General features: G+C 55.4%; 19 protein-coding genes. 17 read left to right on the forward strand and 2 right to left on the reverse strand.

Annotated elements, in window-relative coordinates; all coding sequences use genetic code 11:
* The 6 genes from uvrB to GXX57_04425 form a co-directional block, all read left to right on the forward strand.
* On the forward strand, nucleotides 1-1,968 hold a 1,968-nt coding region (uvrB, locus tag GXX57_04400), incomplete at its 5' end, for an excinuclease ABC subunit UvrB (GenBank protein HHV43893.1).
* The gene (uvrA, locus tag GXX57_04405) at nucleotides 1,961-4,792 is read left to right on the forward strand and encodes an excinuclease ABC subunit UvrA (GenBank protein HHV43894.1); all 2,832 of its coding nucleotides are present in this window, start codon (nucleotides 1,961-1,963) and stop codon (nucleotides 4,790-4,792) included. The genes uvrB and uvrA, both read left to right, overlap by 8 nt.
* Before the next feature lie 4 nt (nucleotides 4,793-4,796).
* Nucleotides 4,797-6,647 (forward strand): excinuclease ABC subunit UvrC, encoded by a 1,851-nt coding sequence (uvrC, locus tag GXX57_04410; protein HHV43895.1) that lies wholly within the window; start codon nucleotides 4,797-4,799, stop codon nucleotides 6,645-6,647.
* A gap of 11 nt (nucleotides 6,648-6,658) precedes the next feature.
* Nucleotides 6,659-7,471 (forward strand): HAD family phosphatase, encoded by an 813-nt coding sequence (locus GXX57_04415; protein ID HHV43896.1) that lies wholly within the window; start codon nucleotides 6,659-6,661, stop codon nucleotides 7,469-7,471.
* A gap of 526 nt (nucleotides 7,472-7,997) precedes the next feature.
* Complete coding sequence (locus GXX57_04420; GenBank protein ID HHV43897.1) at nucleotides 7,998-8,291, forward strand: hypothetical protein; 294 nt, start codon at nucleotides 7,998-8,000, stop codon at nucleotides 8,289-8,291.
* A gap of 197 nt (nucleotides 8,292-8,488) precedes the next feature.
* The gene (locus GXX57_04425; protein HHV43898.1) at nucleotides 8,489-8,635 is read left to right on the forward strand and encodes a hypothetical protein; all 147 of its coding nucleotides are present in this window, start codon (nucleotides 8,489-8,491) and stop codon (nucleotides 8,633-8,635) included.
* A gap of 90 nt (nucleotides 8,636-8,725) precedes the next feature.
* Here the strand turns inward: GXX57_04425 and GXX57_04430 are convergent, their stop codons facing one another.
* Entirely contained in the window at nucleotides 8,726-10,039 is a 1,314-nt protein-coding gene (locus GXX57_04430; protein ID HHV43899.1) for a mechanosensitive ion channel, read from the reverse strand.
* Between the two features lie 634 nt (nucleotides 10,040-10,673).
* Here GXX57_04430 and GXX57_04435 point away from each other — a divergent pair.
* The 3 genes from GXX57_04435 to GXX57_04445 all read left to right on the forward strand — a co-directional run bounded on the left by GXX57_04435 (nucleotide 10,674) and on the right by GXX57_04445 (nucleotide 14,157).
* Nucleotides 10,674-11,813: a hypothetical protein gene (locus GXX57_04435; GenBank protein HHV43900.1), complete on the forward strand. Its 1,140-nt coding sequence runs from the start codon at nucleotides 10,674-10,676 to the stop codon at nucleotides 11,811-11,813.
* Nucleotides 11,814-11,987: 174 nt separating this feature from the next.
* Entirely contained in the window at nucleotides 11,988-13,097 is a 1,110-nt protein-coding gene (gene ugpC, locus GXX57_04440) for a sn-glycerol-3-phosphate ABC transporter ATP-binding protein UgpC (GenBank protein ID HHV43901.1), read from the forward strand.
* Nucleotides 13,098-13,188: 91 nt separating this feature from the next.
* The gene (locus GXX57_04445; protein ID HHV43902.1) at nucleotides 13,189-14,157 is read left to right on the forward strand and encodes an ROK family protein; all 969 of its coding nucleotides are present in this window, start codon (nucleotides 13,189-13,191) and stop codon (nucleotides 14,155-14,157) included.
* Here the strand turns inward: GXX57_04445 and GXX57_04450 are convergent.
* Complete coding sequence (locus GXX57_04450) at nucleotides 14,131-14,961, reverse strand: helix-turn-helix transcriptional regulator (protein ID HHV43903.1); 831 nt, start codon at nucleotides 14,959-14,961, stop codon at nucleotides 14,131-14,133. The two genes, GXX57_04445 and GXX57_04450, sit on opposite strands and share 27 nt — an antisense overlap.
* Before the next feature lie 233 nt (nucleotides 14,962-15,194).
* On the opposite strand from GXX57_04450, the gene GXX57_04455 reads away from it, so the two are divergent.
* From GXX57_04455 to tsaD, 8 genes are read left to right on the forward strand one after another with little or no spacing between them, the layout of a single operon-like run.
* Complete coding sequence (locus GXX57_04455; GenBank protein ID HHV43904.1) at nucleotides 15,195-15,467, forward strand: CopG family transcriptional regulator; 273 nt, start codon at nucleotides 15,195-15,197, stop codon at nucleotides 15,465-15,467.
* A gap of 29 nt (nucleotides 15,468-15,496) precedes the next feature.
* Complete coding sequence (locus GXX57_04460; GenBank protein ID HHV43905.1) at nucleotides 15,497-15,856, forward strand: type II toxin-antitoxin system PemK/MazF family toxin; 360 nt, start codon at nucleotides 15,497-15,499, stop codon at nucleotides 15,854-15,856.
* 23 nt (nucleotides 15,857-15,879) lie between these two features.
* Nucleotides 15,880-16,593, forward strand: coding sequence for a gamma-glutamyl-gamma-aminobutyrate hydrolase family protein (locus tag GXX57_04465; protein ID HHV43906.1), 714 nt, complete (start codon nucleotides 15,880-15,882; stop codon nucleotides 16,591-16,593).
* A gap of 1 nt (nucleotide 16,594) precedes the next feature.
* Complete coding sequence (locus GXX57_04470; protein HHV43907.1) at nucleotides 16,595-17,422, forward strand: M55 family metallopeptidase; 828 nt, start codon at nucleotides 16,595-16,597, stop codon at nucleotides 17,420-17,422.
* A gap of 12 nt (nucleotides 17,423-17,434) precedes the next feature.
* Complete coding sequence (tsaE, locus tag GXX57_04475; protein ID HHV43908.1) at nucleotides 17,435-17,908, forward strand: tRNA (adenosine(37)-N6)-threonylcarbamoyltransferase complex ATPase subunit type 1 TsaE; 474 nt, start codon at nucleotides 17,435-17,437, stop codon at nucleotides 17,906-17,908.
* 1 nt (nucleotide 17,909) lies between these two features.
* Nucleotides 17,910-18,614, forward strand: coding sequence for a tRNA (adenosine(37)-N6)-threonylcarbamoyltransferase complex dimerization subunit type 1 TsaB (gene tsaB, locus GXX57_04480; protein ID HHV43909.1), 705 nt, complete (start codon nucleotides 17,910-17,912; stop codon nucleotides 18,612-18,614).
* Nucleotides 18,523-19,080 (forward strand): ribosomal protein S18-alanine N-acetyltransferase, encoded by a 558-nt coding sequence (gene rimI, locus GXX57_04485; protein ID HHV43910.1) that lies wholly within the window; start codon nucleotides 18,523-18,525, stop codon nucleotides 19,078-19,080. The genes tsaB and rimI overlap by 92 nt, the downstream gene beginning before the upstream one ends.
* Nucleotides 19,043-20,050 carry a tRNA (adenosine(37)-N6)-threonylcarbamoyltransferase complex transferase subunit TsaD gene (gene tsaD / locus GXX57_04490; protein ID HHV43911.1) on the forward strand — a complete coding sequence of 336 codons (1,008 nt, stop codon included), beginning with the start codon at nucleotides 19,043-19,045 and terminating at the stop codon, nucleotides 20,048-20,050. Before rimI ends, tsaD begins: the two co-directional genes overlap by 38 nt.
* The last annotated feature ends 126 nt before the right edge of the window (nucleotides 20,051-20,176 follow it).

The following is a 20,176-nucleotide window of genomic DNA, read 5'->3' on the forward strand; positions in this document are numbered from 1 at the left end:
CCCAAAGGGGATCAGCCCCAGGCCATCGAGAAGCTGAGCAGCAACATCCTGGCGGGGAAGAAGGCCCAGATTCTGTTGGGGGCCACGGGTACGGGAAAAACCTATACCATTGCCAATGTGATCGCCCGGGTGCAAAAACCCACGCTGGTCATCGCCCACAACAAGACCTTGGCTGCCCAGTTGTACGGCGAGTTTCGGGAGTTCTTCCCCCACAATGCGGTCCATTACTTTGTCAGTTACTACGACTATTATCAGCCTGAGGCCTATGTTCCCCAGACGGACACCTATATCGAAAAGGACGCCTCCATCAACGACGAGATCGATAAACTCCGCCACGCGGCCACTAGTGCCCTGTTCGAACGGCGGGATGTGATTGTGGTGGCCAGCGTTTCCTGTATTTACGGTTTGGGCTCTCCCGAGGATTATGTGGGGCTCACCCTGTCTTTGGAGTATGGCCAGACTATGGAACGGGACGAGATCCTGCGCCGGTTGGTGGACATCCAATACGAACGCAATGACTACGGGTTTCAGCGGGGTACCTTTCGGGTACGGGGTGATGTGATTGAGATCATGCCCGTCTACCACGATCACGTCCTCCGCTTTGAGCTTTTCGGCGATGAGGTAGACCGGATCGTGGAGGTGGATCCCGTTACCGGCGAGATCCTGGGAGAAAAACGTCACGTGGCGATCTACCCAGCTTCCCACTATGTGACCACCAAGGAGAAAATGAAGCGGGCCATCGCGTCCATCCGGGAGGAACTGGCAGAACAGCTGAGACTTTTGGAAAGCCAGGGAAAGCTTTTGGAAGCCCAACGGTTGAAGCAGCGCACTTTGTACGATCTGGAGATGATGGAGCAGGTGGGCTACTGTACCGGTATTGAGAACTACTCCCGGCATCTGGCCCAGCGAAAGCCTGGGGAGCCGCCCACCACGCTCATGGACTATTTCCCCGACGACTACCTTTTGGTGGTGGACGAATCCCACCAGACCATTCCTCAGATTCGGGGGATGTATGCAGGGGACCGGTCCCGGAAGGAGACCCTCGTTAATTTTGGCTTTCGCCTGCCCTCGGCCCTGGACAACCGACCCTTGACCTTTGATGAGTTTGAGGAGCATGTGAACCAGGTGATCTTCGTCTCCGCAACCCCCGGTCCCTACGAATTGAGTCAGACGGATATCGTGGTGGAGCAGATCATCCGGCCTACGGGGTTGCTGGATCCGGTGGTGGTGGTAAAGCCGGTGGAGGGGCAGATCGACGACCTCTTGGAGGAACTGCGGGTGGTGATCCAGCGGGGCGAGCGGGCCTTGGTTACCACTTTGACCATCAAGATGGCCGAAGACCTGACGGAGTACCTCAACGAGATGGGGATCCGGGTGCGTTACCTTCACTCGGAGATCGACGCCCTTACCCGGACAGAGATTATCCGGGATCTACGGCTGGGGGAGTTCGACGTGCTGGTGGGGATTAACCTGCTGCGCGAAGGGTTGGACCTGCCGGAAGTGTCCCTGGTGGCTATTCTCGATGCGGACAAAGAAGGGTTCCTCCGATCGGAGGTGGCTCTCATTCAGACCATTGGACGGGCGGCACGCAACGTCCACGGTCGGGTGGTTATGTATGCCGACCGGATCACCGAGGCCATGGAGCGGGCTATCTCCGAGACCAACCGCCGACGGGCCATCCAGGAAAGATACAACAAAGAGCACAATATCACTCCTCAGACGGTGCAGAAGGCGGTGCGGGACCGGGTGGGGATCGAGGCGCCGGACACAGGACCGGTGTCTACGCGGGAACTGGTCACCAATCCGAAGGATCTGGCCAAGACCATCAAGGAGTTGGAAAAGGAGATGTTCGCGGCCGCGCAGGCCTTGGAGTTCGAGCGGGCCGCAGAGTTGCGTGACCAGATCCGCCAACTGAGAGAAAGCTTCCGAGCGTTACCCGTGGGTGAGGAGGATAGTGCCCATGCGTGATCAAATTGTCATTCGCGGAGCACGACAGCATAATCTAAAGAATATCGATCTGGATTTGCCGCGGAACAAGTTGATTGTGTTCACCGGGATCTCCGGTTCGGGCAAGTCCAGTTTGGCTTTTGACACCATCTATGCGGAAGGGCAGCGGCGTTATGTGGAGTCCTTGTCTTCCTACGCCCGGCAATTTTTGGGGCAAATGGACAAGCCGGAAGTGGAGCTTATTGAGGGCTTGTCGCCAGCCATCTCCATCGATCAGAAGACCACCAGTCACAATCCCCGGTCCACCGTGGGGACCGTCACAGAGATCTACGACTATCTGCGGTTGCTTTACGCCCGCATTGGCAAGAGCCACTGCTACCAATGTGGACGGCCCATTGAAAGCCAATCCATCGACCAGATTGTGGATCAGATCATGGCGCTGCCCACAGGTACGCGGATCCAGGTGTTAGCGCCAGTGGTGCGGGGACGCAAGGGGGAGCACAAACAGGTCTTCGAGCAGATTCGTAAAGACGGGTACGTCCGGGTGCGGGTGGACGGTGAAGTCCGGGACGTCAACGAAGACATCCAGTTGGACAAATACAAGATCCATCACATTGAGATCGTGGTGGACCGGCTCGTGATTAAGGAAGGTATCGAAAGCCGCCTCACCGATTCGGTGGATACGGCCCTCCATGCTGGTGAAGGTGTGGTCCTCATCGATGTGGTGGGGGAGGAAACTTTACTTTTTTCTGAACACTTGGCCTGCAGTTACTGTGGCATCAGTGTGCCAGAGTTAGAGCCCCGGATGTTTTCCTTCAATGCCCCCTATGGAGCCTGTCCCGCCTGTGATGGGTTAGGGACCCGGATGGAGATTAACCCCCGGCTAGTGTTGGACCTGGAGCGCTCCATTAATGAGGGGGGGATCATCCCCTGGGCGGATCGGAATAGCAAGTGGCTTCATGGGATCCTGGGGGCCGTTTGCAGGGAGTATGGGATCGATCCCGATGTACCCTTGGAACAGCTGAAGCCGGAGCAGTTGGACGTTCTCTTATACGGGACAAAGGGTAAGGAAGTCTCCTTTTTGTACACCAACCAGCGCCACCAGACCAGGACTTTCCGGGTGGCCTTTGAGGGGGTCGTGGGGTACTTGGAGGAGTATATGCAGGAAAACGGCAACAACGGCAGCGTTCCCGATAGAGTCAATCCCTACATGGAACAGCTGCCCTGTGAGACCTGCGGGGGCAAGCGGCTGCGGCCCGAGAGCCTAGCGGTGACGGTAGGCGGGCTCAACATCGCCCAGGTTACCGATTACTCCATTACCGAGGCCTTGGAGTTCTTCCAGAACCTGTCCCTGACTGAGCGGGAGGAGCAGATTGCCCGGCAAATCCTGAAGGAGATCCGGGCCAGGCTGCAGTTCCTGGTGGACGTGGGCCTGGGCTACTTGACCCTTTCCCGCAGTGCCAATACCCTTTCGGGGGGGGAGGCCCAGCGGATCCGGCTGGCTACCCAGATTGGTTCCGGTCTAGTGGGGGTATTGTATATCCTCGATGAGCCCTCCATTGGGCTGCACCAGCGGGACAACCAGCGGTTGATCGACACCCTGAAGGGACTGCGGGATCTAGGCAACACGGTGATCGTGGTGGAACACGATGAAGATACCATTCGGGCTGCGGACTGGATCGTGGACATTGGCCCGGGGGCTGGTGCCCGGGGCGGTGAGGTGGTGGCCCAGGGGACCGTGGAGGAGATTATCGCTAATCCCAATTCCCTCACGGGACAATTCCTGTCGGATCCCGAGTACATTCCGATCCCCAAACAAAGGCGGGAGGGTTCCGGAAAGGTTTTGCGGGTGGTGGGGGCCCGGGAGCATAACTTGAAGGATATTACGGTGAGCATCCCCCTGGGCACTTTCGTCTGCGTCACCGGGGTGTCGGGTTCAGGGAAGAGCACTTTGGTAAACGAAATCCTATACAAACAGCTGCGCCACGACCTGAACCGAGCCGCCGGTCACGGTGGGGCCCACGACCGAATCGAGGGGAAAGAGCACCTGGACAAGGTGATCAATATTGACCAGTCCCCCATCGGGCGCACACCCCGGTCCAATCCGGTTACCTACACCGGCGTCTTCGATGATATCCGGGAGCTGTTTGCCATGACCCCCGAAGCCCGGATGCGGGGCTACAAGAAGGGCCGCTTCAGTTTCAATATCAGTGGCGGTCGGTGTGAATCCTGTCGGGGTGATGGGATCATCCGGATCCAGATGCATTTCCTCCCCGATGTGTACGTGCCCTGTGAGGTGTGCAAGGGCAAACGGTACAACCGAGAGACTTTGGAGATCACCTATAAGGGTAAGAGTATTGCCGACGTCTTGGAGATGTCCGTGGCGGAGGCCTTGGATTTCTTCAGTAACATCCCTCAGATTCAGCGGAAGCTAGCGACCTTGAACGATGTGGGCCTGGGTTACATTTCCCTGGGCCAGCCGGCCACTACCCTCTCCGGTGGAGAGGCCCAGCGGGTGAAATTGGCCACGGAGCTGCAGCGGCGGAGCACCGGTCGGACCCTGTACGTATTAGATGAGCCCACCACGGGCCTTCATGCCGCGGACATTAAGCGATTGCTAGAGGTCCTGCACCGGTTGGTGGAGATGGGGAACACGGTGCTGGTGATTGAGCATAACCTGGATGTAATTAAGACTGCTGACTACATCGTCGATTTGGGTCCCGAGGGGGGTGCGGGGGGCGGGGAGGTCGTGGCCTGCGGTACACCGGAGGAGGTGGCGGATCACCCCAGCTCCTACACGGGACAATTCCTGCGCCGCATCTTGCAGAGGGATAGGAGTAGGTGAGGATATGGAGCGTGAACGACTGAGACAGCAATTGGATATGCTTCCCCCCAAGCCCGGTGTCTATATGATGAAGGACGAGGACGGGGAAGTGATCTATGTGGGTAAGGCCACTTCTCTGCGCAGCCGGGTCCGCTCCTATTTCCAAGAGGGGGAAAAATCACCGAAAACCCAAGCCTTGGCCAATCGCGTGGCCGATGTGGATTACATCGTCACCGATTCCGAAGTGGAAGCGTTGATCCTGGAGAGTACCCTGATTAAGGAACACAAACCCTTCTACAACATTCGGTTGAAGGATGACAAGGCCTACCCCTACGTCCGGGTGACCGTCCAGGAGCGATTTCCCCGGGTGGAGGTGGTGCGGCGGATTGGACGGGACAACGCGAAATATTTCGGACCCTACACTGATGTGGGAGCCCTGAAGCAGAGTCTGAACCTTTTGCAGAAGATCTTTCCCACCCGAACCTGCCGGGGACCCTTAACCACCAAATCACGGCCTTGTCTGAACTACCATATTGGCCGCTGTCGGGCCCCTTGTTGCAGCAAGATCAGCGAGGAGGCCTACCGGGAATTGGTGGACCAGATTTGTCTTTTCCTTCAGGGCAATGCCGACGAAATCATCAAACGCCTTACCGGGCAGATGGAAAAGGCTGCCGCCCAACTGGACTTTGAACGGGCCGCGGAACTCCGGGATCAGATTATTGCCTTGCAAAGGACAGTGGAACCCCAGAAGATCGCCAGTGGCACCAAAGAGGAGATGGATCTGGTGGCCTATGCCCTGGAAGGGGATCTGATCTGTGTCCAGGTCTTTCATATCCGGGAAGGAAGGGTCATCGGGCGGGACCACTTTCTGATGGAGACCCAGGGGGAGGTTACAGGCTCCGAGATTTTAGAGGCTTTCCTCCAGCAGCATTATACCCGGGCGTCCTATATTCCCCCCAAGATCGCCCTTGGGGAGGAGGTGGCCAACGCAGACCTGTTGTCCCAGTGGCTGAGCCAACTGCGGGGCAAGAAGGTGGTTTTGCATGTACCCAAGCGGGGCCGACTGAAGGAGTTAATGCAGCTGGTGGCCCGCAATGCCCGGATGAAGCTGGAAGAACAACTCTTGGCCAAAAAGCGGGCAAAGAAGATGCAGGAAGAGGGACTGGCCCAATTGGCTCGGTTGGTAGGACTGGAGGACGCACCCCGACGGATTGAAGGCTACGACATTTCTAACCTAGGAGAACAGGATGCGGTGGGGGCTATGGTGGTGGCCATCGATGGAGTGCCCGATCCCAGTCAGTATCGACGGTTTAAGATCAAGACCGTCGAGGGCCAAAACGACTTTCAGATGTTGCAGGAAGTGGTGCGCCGCCGGATAAGGGCCTTTCGCCGGGATGACCCCCAGGCTTCCTTTGCCGAAAAGCCCGATCTCATCTTGGTGGATGGAGGCCGGGGGCAGTTGAGCGCGGTGCAGGAGGTTTTGGTGGAAGAGGGCTGGGAGGATGTGCCCCTGCTGAGTTTGGCCGAGAGGGAAGAGGAGGTCTTCTTGCCGGGACAGTCCCGGCCGGTGCCTTTAGAGGAAGACGCCCCAGCCAAGCGTCTGTTGCAGCGGCTGCGGGATGAGGCCCACCGCTTTGCCTTGGCCTATCACCGAAAGCTTAGGGATGAGCGGATCAGCCATTCGGCTCTAGATGCCATCCCCGGGGTAGGCCCCAAGCGGAAGAAGATTTTGATTAACCATTTTGGTTCGGTGCGGGCGGTGCAAAAGGCCACTTTGGAGGAGTTGAGTCAGGTGCCCGGGATTCCCCCGGAGGTGGCCCGGAATATTTACTTGGGGCTGGGGCAAGGACTGCGGGAAACAGAGGATCAAGCTTGAGGAGGATGCAGGTGTCAAGGATTCGACTGGTGGCCATCGATTGCGACGATACACTTCTGGCCAGTGATTTGAGCATTTCCGAGGAGAATCGCCGGGCCATCCACGGGGCCATGGAACAGGGCGTCATGGTCACCCTGGCTACGGGACGCATGTATCAGTCCTGTTTGCCCTTTGCCCGGGAACTGGGCATCGAAGGCCCTTTAATTACGTATAACGGTGCCTTGGTGAAGGAAACCGATGGTCGGGTTTGGTTCTGCGAGACCATCCCCAGGGAGGTGGCGATACGGGTCGCAACCTTGGCCGCCGCCCAAGGTCTTTGCCTTTTGGTTTATGTTGATGACGAGCTTTACGTCAAGGAGATCACCCCTGCGGTCGGGGTTTATCTTTCGGTTTCCCGGGTGATTGCCCATGCGGTGGGGGATTTAGCTGCCTTCTTGGCGAGTTCCGGAGAACCCACCAAGCTGTTGTTCGTGGATGAACCGGAAGTGCTGAAGTCCCTGGAACCTAGGTTCCAGAAGGATTTTGCTGGGGAACTGGAGATTACCAGTTCCAAACGGCATTTCTTGGAGTTGATGAAAACCGGTGTCTCCAAGGGTAGGGCTCTAGAGGAGATCGCAAAGAACTTAGGCTACCGGCGGGAGGAGATCATGAGCATCGGGGATGGAAACAACGATATTCCCCTTCTGAAAGCCGCCGGTATCGGTGTGGCCATGGAAAACGGGGCGCCTAAGTTGAAAGAGGTGGCCGATTACGTAACCCTGTCCCACGATGCATCTGGGGTGGCCCACGCCATCAACCGTTTTGTTCTGAACAAAGGCCGGTAGGATGGCCTTGAGGACAGTCTTCCCCAAGGCAAATCTTGTTCTTAAGCGGTGTATTTGTCCCTTCTTTATCTGCTGATTAGGAACAAGGGATGACAGGGAAAGATGGAACGATCCTGGGACCAGGGTGGTTTTCCAGACTATCCTGGTCCCTTTTGTCATTATCCAGGTGGAGATGGATATATATTCCCATCTTTTGCAGTGAATTGGGCGTCAAAGAGGCCTCAAACCTTTGAACCAAGCGGGTTTGAAGGCCTCTTGATTTGTCAGGAAGTTGTAGGGAAGAATTCTCTTCTTTGCTGCGCCCAAACCCTTTTGATGTCCCCTAAGAACATCCGCTTTTTCGCAAAATCGATGCTGAGCGCCTGGCCAATGTCATCAGAGATTTGGCTTCGGTAATTGACCATGTATATGTTCTCATGCTCATGGAAGCACACGATTCTTCTGAGGTTTTCGCTGCCCAATAGCGGTAGCCGGTCCTTTTCTGCAGGAGCCGAAGGATGGTGAGGGCAATGAAGCAGGTAAGAGAATGGGCGTTGATGTGGTCCGAAAGAGACACATAGACCGATCATGTTTCAAGGATCTCTTTCGTGATCCTAAACATGTCCTCGATCTGCCACAAACCGCGACAGGTTTCAATAAATTCGCTGTCAGACATATCCAATTCACTGGTGACAATGGAACCTTCGACTATTTCTTAGACGACGATCCCGCCAGTACTATTGTGTTCAGCGACCTGTTGTTATTGCTGGAAGATGACAATGTGGATACCCTTACCCTGATCCTTACGAAACTCGAGTTCAAGGTGGTATCGGTGGTGTAGGAGGGCCAGCGGGCCGTCGTGAAGACAAAGACGGTTAACAAGGATTACGACGTGTAGCTGGTCAGCGGTTACTTCGGTTACATGACGGCGTTAACCTCCCGGGCCTTCTATTTGGGAGAGGAACTTGACCTCTTCGAAGCCCTCGGATTGTTGTTTTACATTTTGGACAGAGAGGACGGGCAGACGCGTACCGCCTCGTGGACATTCGTCTAGCGCAGGTGGAGGAGCGGTGGGTCATCCTTACCGATGAGGCCTTCGTGGACGCTATGCTTGGCGGAGCCCCCAGCCTATTAGCAGATGAGGAGAGTCTAATGTGGCTGCACATCAGGGGGTTTGTCCCTTGAACAGGTAATGGAAGGACACCGATGTTTAGTAAAGGGGTGTTTCCAAATCCACGACGGGTTTGATATACCTGGTAGCGGCCCCCCTTAGGCTCAGAGGGCCGTTCCCTGCCCGGTGTGCTCATGGAAGATTTCTACTTCTGTACCCACCGGGTTTCTTACGATCGCTGGCACAGCGTGCCAGCCCAAGCGGATGCAGGCTTGGAGCCGACGTTGGCCTGCCACTACCCGGTAACGGTTGCTGCTGGGCTCCCGGACAACCACGATGGGTTGGAGTAGACCCTTCTCCTTGATGCTCTGGGCCAGGCGCTCTACACTTTCCAAGGTTTCCTTGTCGTCGGGATGGATTGGCTCCGGGTTGGTAATGCTTTCGATGGGAATTTCCTCCACCATCCCCATCTGATAGGCGGTTTGCGAGGCGCTGTACATGCCCCGTTTGAAGGAATATACGTAGGGGATGGCAAAGTCCACGTTCCGGTTGTGTTGGAAGGCTTTAAAGATTCTCTGGATAATCTGATGGGAGATTCGGGGGCGGTCTGTGGCCAGGGTGATATACCGTAGGCGTAGGTAGACGCCGTAGTCGTAGATGTCTGAGCGGATGTAGGGTTCTTGCCCGGTGGCTTCAATAATATCCTTGGTCACTTCCCGGGCCGCATTCAGTAGGATCTGCTCCGCGGTGTCCCAGTCGGAGTCGTAGGTGATGCGGATCACCACTTCGTCGAGGATGTATGCCGCTTCCCGTTTTACCGTATAGTTGATTACCACACTGCTAAACAGCATGGCGTTGGGGATTAGAACGTTACGTCCTACGGCCTCCTCACTGCCGATGGCGCCTCCTACCTGGTCTAGGACTGTGTACATGGGACCGATCTGCTTGACGTCACCGGTAAGGCCTAAAGTGGGAAACTGCACCCGGTCCCCGATGCGAAAGGGCCGTTTAAGGGTCACCATGACCCAAGCGGCAAGGCCACTGACCGGAGCCTGCAAGGACCAACCTAAAAGCATGCCCCCAAAAAGGGAGAAGAAGCTAGCAAAGACCCCCAGCTTTCCCTGCACATAGACGATGCTGCCGATCAGCACCAGGACTGTCACCACCCGATAAAGCCCTGCCAGCATGATTACTTCGCCCGGGGACCCCTCCCGGATTTTTACCAAGAAGGAAGTGGCGATCAAGGCTGCAAAGTACAAGGCGAAGACGCCGAAGACGATGGCAGCCAGGGCTGCTAAGGTGTGGGTTTCGGTGATGGTGTAAAGGTCCATCCCCAGATGTTCCAAAAGGAGAAAGGCCAGACAGAGCGCTGTGGAGATAAGAAGACCTAGGGTATTCCTTCGGATGTTCATGGACTCACCGCCTTGAAAGACACTTTCCCTTGTGGCCATTTCGGGATTCACCCTTTGTCTCACCATGCTAAGGTATGTGGAAACGAGGATAAAGTTCTTTACTTGATGACCAAATCATGGAGTTTGCTGTGTGCATGATTGTGTTCAGTGGCTACTATGTCTCCAGGTAGAAACGATGGGTAACACCACAAGAAAAACATTACGGGGCAATTCGTGAGATGTGTTTTCCTTCTATATATTTAATTCGAGAACAAGGGGACCGATTCCTTCTGCCGTTGGTTGAACGGCGCTAGCATTGTCAAGCGACTCTTCCCTAGAATGCCGGACAGTCTTCTGCGCATAGGATCATTTGGAGGAGCGATGCGTCTGTGGTCGCGACTGGATCATTTGCATGATCGACGATTTTGACCTAAAATGTCCCTTAGTCGTGACAGTAGGAGACCGTGGCTATCATCCGACTAGCTACCACGATGGGGAATTCTTTCCAGTTTCCCGCTAAATTGTGGGGAGAATAGGAAGGAGTTTCACCATGGGGGAGCGAAGTATAATCTAACATCCCGTGAATACGGCAATATGTCCACCAATGATCCTCGGGTGGATTGTTGTGCAATTTGCGGATGGAGGAAGAACCGGGCTAAATACCTCATTGCTGTATTTGAATGGGTGTTGATAGTCGTATATTGTCTAAAGGAGGAGAAACATGCGAAAGAAGATTGCCGTTCTATGTAGTATGCTTATCTTACTACTTAGTTGCCAGGCAGTGTCCGCCGTTGAATTGACGGGCTCCCTGGAGGCCATTGGCATTGTTGACAACGCTGAGTTCAACGTCAACATGGGTTTCAAATTGAATATGAATCTGGTTGAGGGTGATGAGCAACAGGTCAGTTTGCAAATGGAGCTGGTCCCCGATACCAAAGGCAGTCTCGGTGACTTCTTCCCCGTGAAGCCGGGGGCGGGTTATCCGAAGGTTAACGCGCTGCTTACCACCCGCGGGCAGTTTCTCAATGCTGGACCGGTCTTGACCACTAGGATCGGTCAGATGTCAGTGAAGTACTCTGACTATGTGGGTGTATTTTCCAATCTCGGTGCCATCGAGATCTCTGGTGGACGGATTGGCGACTTGCGGATTAGCGGGCTTTATGCCTTCGATGGAGATGTCAAGCCCTTGGCCCTGCGGTTGGCCGGTGACGTAGACCGTATACAGGTAAACGGCACCTATGTGCGGGTTGACGAAGACCAGTTGGCCTTCCATTTTGGAGCAAGCACCCAGGTCAACGAGCGGGTGACCGTAGCCGCCCAGTTTGCCAACGACAAGGTCAATGGCAACGCCTACAACGTCAACGGTAGGTTCAAGGTGGTAAATGGTGTCTATCTCAAGGCGGGCCTTTGGAACTTTGGTGACTTCGATTCTCCCTACATCAATGCTGAGCTTAAGAAGCTCTACGGTGGCAAGACCGACGGTAAGGAGCTAGGTCTGGAAGTAAACTTGGCTGGTGTGACCGTTAATGGTGCCTACATGACCTTTGATCAGGGAGGCAAGAACCGGCAGCTGATGGACCTGCAAGCCCAGCGGGATCTCATGGGTATTACTGCGGGCATCAAGGCCCAGTATGACATCAAGGCGAAGAGTTTCATTACCAATGAGTTGACCCTAAGTAAAGTGTTCAGTATTCCCGGCTACTTCGAAAATGTGTCCGTTACCGGAAAATACGATTTCGAAGAGGCGGAGCTCAGCCTCGTGCAAGTGGAATACACTTCGCCTAACCGGATTAAGTGGACCTTCACTTCGACGCCGGAGAATCCGAAGCGGTTGACGGCAGCTTATAAAATTGAATTCTAAAGGAACTGGAAACTTTTGATGGAACCTTGCCGGTACATTTTCTGAGCGGGAGGCAGGATATTGGATCATGTGTGTTGAATTAAGTTATTATGTGTGTATTGGGTCTTCATGATTCAATATTCCGCCGGGTTATGTGCCGGTGTTTATGAAAATAGATTGGGAGGCGAAACCACAATGGCACGTGTTCTATTAGATAACGTGACGAAGAGATTCGGCAATGTTATTGCTGTTAATGAAGCAAACCTCGATATATTAGACAAGGAATTTGTCGTTTTAGTTGGTCCTTCCGGTTGTGGAAAGTCTACGACCCTACGGATGGTGGCCGGACTGGAAGAAGTCACCGAGGGAAAAATCTACATCGGTGACGTGGTGGTAAACGACATTCCGCCGAAAGACAGAGACATTGCGATGGTGTTCCAGAACTACGCGTTGTATCCCCACATGGACGTTTACAACAACATGGCCTTCGGCCTGAAACTGCGCCGGTTCCCCCGGGCAGAGATTGATCAGCGGGTGAAGGAAGCCGCACGGATGCTGGGAATTGAGAACCTGTTAGACCGGAAGCCCAAAGCCCTCTCCGGTGGTCAGCGGCAGCGTGTGGCTGTAGGACGCGCCATCGTGCGTGAGCCGAAGGTGTTCTTGATGGACGAACCTCTGTCCAACTTGGACGCGAAGTTGCGTGTGCAGATGAGAGCGGAGCTCAGCAAGCTCCATAACCGGCTGCAGACCACGATGATCTACGTTACCCACGACCAGACCGAGGCCATGACCATGGGTGACCGGATCGTCGTTATGAAGGACGGAGTCATCCAGCAGGTGGGTGCGCCACTGGATATCTATGACAATCCAGTGAACGTGTTCGTTGGTGGCTTTATCGGTAGCCCGGCCATGAACTTCCTGAACGTAGTCCTGCGGGGCGAAGGGGAAGATGTATGGGTAGACGGCTATTCCTTCAAGCTGAAGGTACCCCGTGAGAAGCTGGCCCAGTACAAGAATCTCCATGAGTACATGGATAAGGAAGTCATCTTTGGTATCCGGCCCGAGGACATCCACGACGCGGATCTGCTGAAGGAGAAGCCCGAGGATGCCTTGGTAGAGGCCTTCGTGGACGTGACGGAGCCAATGGGTGCAGAAATCTACGCCTACTTCTCCGTGGACGAGCACATGTTCGTCGCCCGGCTCGATGCCACCAGCAAGGTGGAAGACGGCTACGAGCACCAGATCGTGTTCAACATGAACAAGGTGCACTTCTTCGACCGGGATACGGAGGAGCGGATCGTCTAAAGGTTAGTTGGTTCTATAGAGATTATGGCTGTCCTCGCGGGGACAGCCATTTTTGTGAAAGGGAAGTAAAATGTAGAGGGGTTAGGAGAAAATGAGCAGGAAATATGCGATTGGTGTAGATCTAGGTGGTACAAAGATTGCCACGGGTATCGTGGATATGGATGCCAAGCTTTTGGATCAAGTGGTGATGGACACCGCCGCCCAGGAGGGTGTGGAGGCGGTACTGGGCCGGATGGCGGAAAGTGTGCGCACCCTGATGGACCGTCAGGGGGTAAAGGCCGAGGATGTGCTGGGAATCGGCGTCTGCAGCCCGGGACCATTGGATCGGGAGACCGGTATTGTGCTGGCGGCACCTAACCTGGGCTGGACAAACGTGCACCTGGGGCCGATGCTGCAGGAACTGACCGGCATCACTACTTATGTAGAGAACGACGCCAATGCCGCCGCTTTGGCGGAGAAATGGATGGGTGCCGGTCGCGGTGCCAAGAACATGGTGTACATTACCGTCAGTACCGGTGTGGGCAGTGGGATCATCATCAACGGAAGCCTGTATGCCGGCTCCCATGGCACCGCTGGTGAAGTGGGCCATATTGTGATGGAGGACGGCGGTCCCCTGTGTGGCTGTGGGCAGCGGGGTTGTCTGGAGGCCTATGCTTCGGGGACGGCGATTGCCCGCATGGCCCGGGAGGCCCTGGAGAGCGGTACCCAGTCTAAGATTCGCGACTTGGTCGAGGATAATCTGGAAGCCGTTTCCGCGAAAGTAGTGGGAGAGGCCGCTGCCCAAGGGGACGAGGTGGCCAACGCCATTTTGGATAAGGCTTTCCATTACCTGGGGCTGGGCATGATCAGTGTGATTAACCTCTTTGACCCCGAGCTGATTGTAATCGGCGGCGGGGTCAGCAAGCTGGGTGATCGGCTGTTCAAGCCGGTGATCGAGATGGTGCGCACCCGGGCCGTGGCCGGGCCGCGGGAGAAGACCCGTATCGTCCCGGCGGAATTGGGCGTGGACGCCGGAATGCTGGGAGCCTGCGCACTAGTCCTGGATATTGCCGGCCGGTAAGGCTGATAGCTGCAGCATCGTTAGGGCTTTGTGTAGATGGTGCTGCGCCGCGAGATATTCCTGGGCTTGGTGCAGGCGTTCCGCCTGGGTCAGGTGGTAGATGGCTGAGTTTGTCAGGTCGGCAGCCTGGTCGAGGAGCATGCGTTGTCGTGCCGCTAGCTGGGCTGCTTCTTCGTGATCGCCTAAGTCTTCGTTGATGCGGATTAGGTAAGCTAGGATTTCCACTCCCAAGGCCGGTTCCGCCTCCTGTAGGTGTGTAAAGAATGTCTCCCGAGCCTCCTCCAGGAAGCGGGCGGCTTTCAGGAAAAGGCGCTGCTGGTATCGCAGCTTACCAAGGGCCAGCAGACATTGACATAGGAGGAGATGTTGGTTCAGTTCGCGCGCCCAGGTTAAACATTCATCCAATAAGGTAAGGGCTTCCGCTTCCTTGCCCTGCATTAACGCGATATGCCCGCGGATATAATATAGTTGACCGATCAGGGGATGATCCTGGGGGATTTCTTCCATGATTCGTTGGGCCTGGTCGGTCCACCTTTGGGCCGGGGCCAACTGGCCGGCCAATAGGTATCCGCAGGCAAAGGCGCAAGCAGTTTCCGCGTGGAGCAAGGGATCGTCACTGGCCACTAGATCCGTCACGGTCATGTGGAGCCTGGAAGCCAGTATCTTGAGGTTGTTGAAGGAAGTGTTGGTAAGATTACGTTCCAACTGACTGATAAAGCTCTTAGTAAGATTGGCGCCTGCTAGTTCTTCTTGGGTCAGCTTCAATTGACATCTGCGTTTCCGGATTGTCTGGCCTAAAGACATGGCAGAAGGTCCTCCTTGTAAGTGAGTTAATTGGTGGGGGACAAGGAATAAAACATATGTTCGTTACATAAAGATTGTAACATATACCTAAAGTTGGTGCAACCCTACCTTACTGGAAGCTGGTAGAAGTTGTGGCATTGACCCCAGGTACTGGGTAAGATATAATTACTAGTACCGGGTCGAGAGAGTATCTGCTTTTCTTCGTTCTGCCAAGGCGAAAGTGGGGATCCTGTATGCCTAATCTCAAACGAGTCATGGTTTGCATTCCACCCTGCCTGCTGGAGGAAGTGGACTGTTTAGTCCAAGACCAGGACGGGAACAGAAGTCGGCTGGTCCGAGATGCCCTGCGGTACTACCTGCGGCACCAAAAGAGCCGGGAAATTCGGGTGCGGATGCGGGTAGGCTACCAGGAGATGGCCAGCATCAATCGAGAACTCGCCGATGAGGATCTGAGCAGCACCGCGATCTTGCTAGAACAATACGAAGTCAAGCTGAGTAAACTATAGTGAAGCGTTGTTGATGGAAGGGATAGCAAGTGGCAGATCTTGAAACAAGGCGAGGCGACATTTTCTATGCGGATTTGAACCCGGTGGTAGGTTCCGAACAAGGCGGTATCCGCCCTGTATTAATCGTGCAGAACGACATAGGAAATCGGTACAGCCCGACCACCATAATTGCAGCAATTACGTCACGGATTAAAAAGGCGAAAATGCCTACTCATGTGGAGATTCCCAAGGAAAAGTATAAGCTAGATAAGGATTCAGTCATCCTTTTGGAACAGATTCGTACCATAGACAAGCGTAGACTTAAAGAGAAGATCGCCAGACTCGATCGGGCGACCATGGAAAAGGTCGACGAGGCGTTGGAAATCAGCCTGGGACTGATCGAGCTGTAAATGAAGGACCAAGGATGGAAAAGATGGCAAAACCTCGCATCGGGATTCCCGTCAATCATCGGGTTGTGGACGGGGCAGAAGTCTTGACTGTCTCGGAGCCCTTGGTGCAGGCGGTATCTCGTTCGGGCGGATTAGCAATCATAATTCCTTGCAGTTGCGACGAAGACCTGCATGGGACCTTGAGTCTCATGCAGGGTTTTGTTTTGCCCGGGGGCTTGGATCTGGCACCGCTGCACTATGGACAGGAACCTAACGGACAATGCGGGTCTATGAACCCTGAAGACGATCGTCTGCATCTGGCAGTGGCCAGGTATGCCCTAGAAAGGAAGGTCCCCGTATTGGGCATCTGCCGGGGGATGCAGGCGTTGAATGTGGCCGCAGGAGGTACCCTGCATCAGGATATCTCCCGGTGGACCACGGTGCAGCACCGGCAACTGGCGCCGAAGTGGTACGCCACCCACTGGGTGGTGGGGGAGCCCGACAGTCTGGTTGGGCAGATGTTTGGTCAGAGGTTTCTGGTCAACTCCTTCCATCATCAGGCTGTAGATGTCTTGGGGGACGACCTTGTGGTCTCCGCTCGGTCCAGCGACGGAGTCATTGAAGCCATTGAAGCAACTAGGCACCCCTATGCAGTAGGCCTGCAGTGGCATCCTGAACTATGTCTCGATCATGACAAGAAGGCAATCATGCCATTTTTGAAGTTGGTGGAAGCCGCAGGAAAACTCCAGGAAGGGTGAGGTGGAAGTGCGGGTATACATCTCCGCAGATCTGGAGGGGATCAGTGGGATCGTCAGTTGGTCCCAGCAGGAAAATCCCTCACTGGAAGCAAGAAGGCTCATGACCGAAGAGGTCAACGCGGCCATTCGGGGGGCGTTGGCCGGCGGGGCCACGGAGATCGTGGTGAATGATGCCCACGATACCATGTGCAACCTGATCCCCGGGGAACTGCATCCCGAGGCCCTTTTGATTCAGGGACGGACTAAACCTTGGTTGATGATGGAGGGTCTGGACCGGGACTTTGATCTAGTTTTCCTGGTGGGCTATCATGCCGCGGGTGGCCTTGGCACCGGGACCATGGCCCACAGCTTTAGTTCCCGATCCCTCCTTGAGGTTCGCATCAATGGCCAGCTTTGTGGAGAAGCTACAGTAAACGCGGGCCTCGCCGGAAGCCTCGGTGTGCCTGTGGGACTGGTGACCGGTGATGAGGCTGTGGCCCGGGAAGTGGCCGCCTGGCCCACTCCACCCCGGATGGCCCAGGTGAAGAGGAGTATTGGCCGTTGTGCCGCCTGTTCACTCCACCCGGCGAAGGCCCGGGAGTTAATTGAGAATATGGCCCGGGAGGCGGTGACCCACTGCCGGGATTATCAGCCGGTGGTGTTCGGAGAACCGGCGAATTTGCAAGTGAGCTTCCTTGAGCCAGGCACAGCTGATATGGTAACATTGGTGCCAGGGGTGACCCGGAAGGGTCCCCAGACGGTGATTTACCAAGCGGGGAATTATCAGGAATTGTACAATATGTTGACTTTGTTCTTATTGATTGCCCAAGGGGCTTACGGAATGAGGTAGAGAGGGAACAATATGGAGGTTACGGTTACGGCCCATTCAGCCACAGAGACCAAAGGATACGGCAAACAATTGGCTCCCTACCTGTTGCCCGGCGATGTCCTGGCCCTCCAAGGGGACCTTGGTGCGGGCAAGACTACCTTTTGCCAGGGGGTAGGGGAGGGTTTGGGGATTACCACACCCATTGTCAGTCCCACCTTTACCATAATTCGCGAATACGCAGGACGATTGCCGTACTATCACTTCGACGTCTACCGACTGGAGGGTATCGAGGAGCTGGACGATCTGGGCTTTGAAGAATACTTCTACGGTGACGGGGTAGTGGTCATCGAATGGGCCAATCTCATTAGACCGGTCCTGCCGGAGGACCATCTGGAGATCTCCCTCTCCTATGGCGGCGGCACTAGCCGGGTGCTCCGTTTCGTGGCCCATGGCCCCCGCTCCGAGGAACTGCTGGAGTCTGCGGGAATTGGAAAGGTGACAGCGTAAAGTGTTGGTATTAGGCATTGATACTGCTACCCAGACTGGTGGGGTGGCCCTGTTGGATCAGGAGGCCCTGCGGGGGGAATACCTGCTGAATGTGTCGGTGACCCATTCGGAACGGCTGATGCGCTCCATCCAGATGTTAATGAGAGATAGTCACATTTCCGGGGAGGACATTACTGGGATCGCGGTGAGCCTAGGACCCGGTTCTTTTACCGGTTTGCGCATCGGCGTCACGGTGGCTAAGACCCTGGCTTGGGTGTGGGGATGTCCCCTGGTGGGGGTGAGTACCTTAAAGGCCTTGGCGATCCAAGGTGCCGGCGGGGAATTGCTTTGTCCCCTCATCGATGCCCGGCGGGAGAATGTCTATGCCGCTGTGTATAGTGCGGATTTCCAGCCGGTCCTAGATCCCCACTACACATCTTTAACGGAACTGACGGACTTTTTCCAGAACCAGGGGAAGACAGTAGTCTTCCTGGGGGATGCGGTCTTGCGGCATCGGGAAACCCTCTTGGACAAGCTGCCGGGCTTGGCCCGGATTGCGCCGATGCCGGACCTTCTACTGCGACCTGCTTCCGTGGCCCATGTGGGTTTGGAGATGCTCAAACAGGGCCATCAAGATGATCCCTTTACCCTCAAACCGTTCTATTTGCGACAAGCGGAGGCGGAACGAAATGCCCTTTCGAAGCGTCATAGAGGTACTGGGCCTTGATGATCTTGATGACATTCTAGCCATCGAACGGGCCTCCTTTCCCAATCCCTGGTCCCGGGATTCCTTCGTGCGGGAGTTAGCGTACAATTCCGTGGCCTACTACGTGGGGTATAAGCTGGAAGGACGGTTAGTGGGCTATGCGGGGATCTGGATCGTAGAAGATGAGGGCCACATCACCAATATTGCCGTTTGTCCGGAGTATCGGGGTCAGGGGATCGGCACCAGCCTAATCCGGGCCCTCATTCAGTTGGCCCAACAAGCCCAGGTGCGGGTGATGACCTTGGAGGTGCGGTGTTCCAACAAAGTGGCCCAAAGGCTGTACAAGCGGGAAGGCTTTCAGGTGGTGGCGGTGCGCAAGCAGTACTACAGCGACAACCTGGAGGATGCCTTGGTGATGGTGAAAGTTTTGGATGAGCGGAGGACCAGTGATGAACGAGTTAATTTTGGGAATCGAGACCAGCTGTGACGAGACCGCCGCGGCGGTTGTCCGCGGTGGGACGGAGGTCCTGTCTAATGTGATCAGTTCCCAGATCGATATCCACCAACGGTTTGGTGGTGTGGTGCCAGAGATCGCCTCCCGCAAGCACGTGGAGGCGATTTTGCCCATCATTCAGGAGGCTTTAGAGGAGGCCCAGGTGACGATCGGAGACCTGGATGCGGTAGCGGTGACCTATGGTCCCGGCTTGGTGGGTGCCCTCTTGGTGGGTGTTTCCGCAGCCAAGGCCATCTCCCTGGCAGCCGAGATTCCCCTAATTGGCGTGAACCATATTGAAGGACATATTATTGCCAATCGGCTTAGTCACCCGGAGCTTATGCCGCCTTTGATCTGCCTTACGGTGTCTGGTGGCCATACAGATCTGCTTTACGTGCCCCAGTGGGGAGCCTATACCCTGTTGGGGCACACCAGGGATGATGCCGCGGGAGAGGCCTTTGACAAAGTGGCCCGGACCATGGGTCTCGGTTACCCCGGAGGCCCCCTGATCGACAAGTTGGCCAAGGAAGGGGATCCTACAGCTATTTCCTTCCCCCGGGCCCTCCTTAACGAGGGATATGACTTCAGCTTCAGCGGCCTGAAGACCGCGGTGATTGACTACCTGCACAATGCCAAGCAGCGGGGAGAAGTGGTGAACTTTGCGGATGTGGCGGCCAGTTTTCAAGAGGCGGTGGTGGATATTCTGGTCCAGAAGGCCCTGGCCGCGGCCAAGGAGAAATCCACCAACACGGTGATCCTTTCGGGGGGTGTGGCGGCCAATTCCCGGTTGCGCCAACTTCTGAGGGAGAAAGGCGAGGAGGAAGGTATCCAGGTATACTACCCAGACCTTGTGTATTGTACCGACAATGCGGCCATGATCGCGGGGGCGGCTCACTTTGCCTATCACCGAGGGGATTTTGCTGATCTGGAGTTGAATGCGGTGGCGAATCTGGACTTATTTTGAACTGAGGTTTTGACATAAGGTTTGTGGGGTTGGGACGGTTTTTCGTTGTCGCGAGAAAAAGTTCTGTGGCGTTGCAGGAGATCCAGAAAATTCCGCGAACTTATCAGATAATTGCAGTTTCGCGGA

This window comes from Bacillota bacterium (assembly GCA_012839765.1).
GTDB lineage: Bacteria > Bacillota > Limnochordia > DUMW01 > DUMW01 > DUMW01.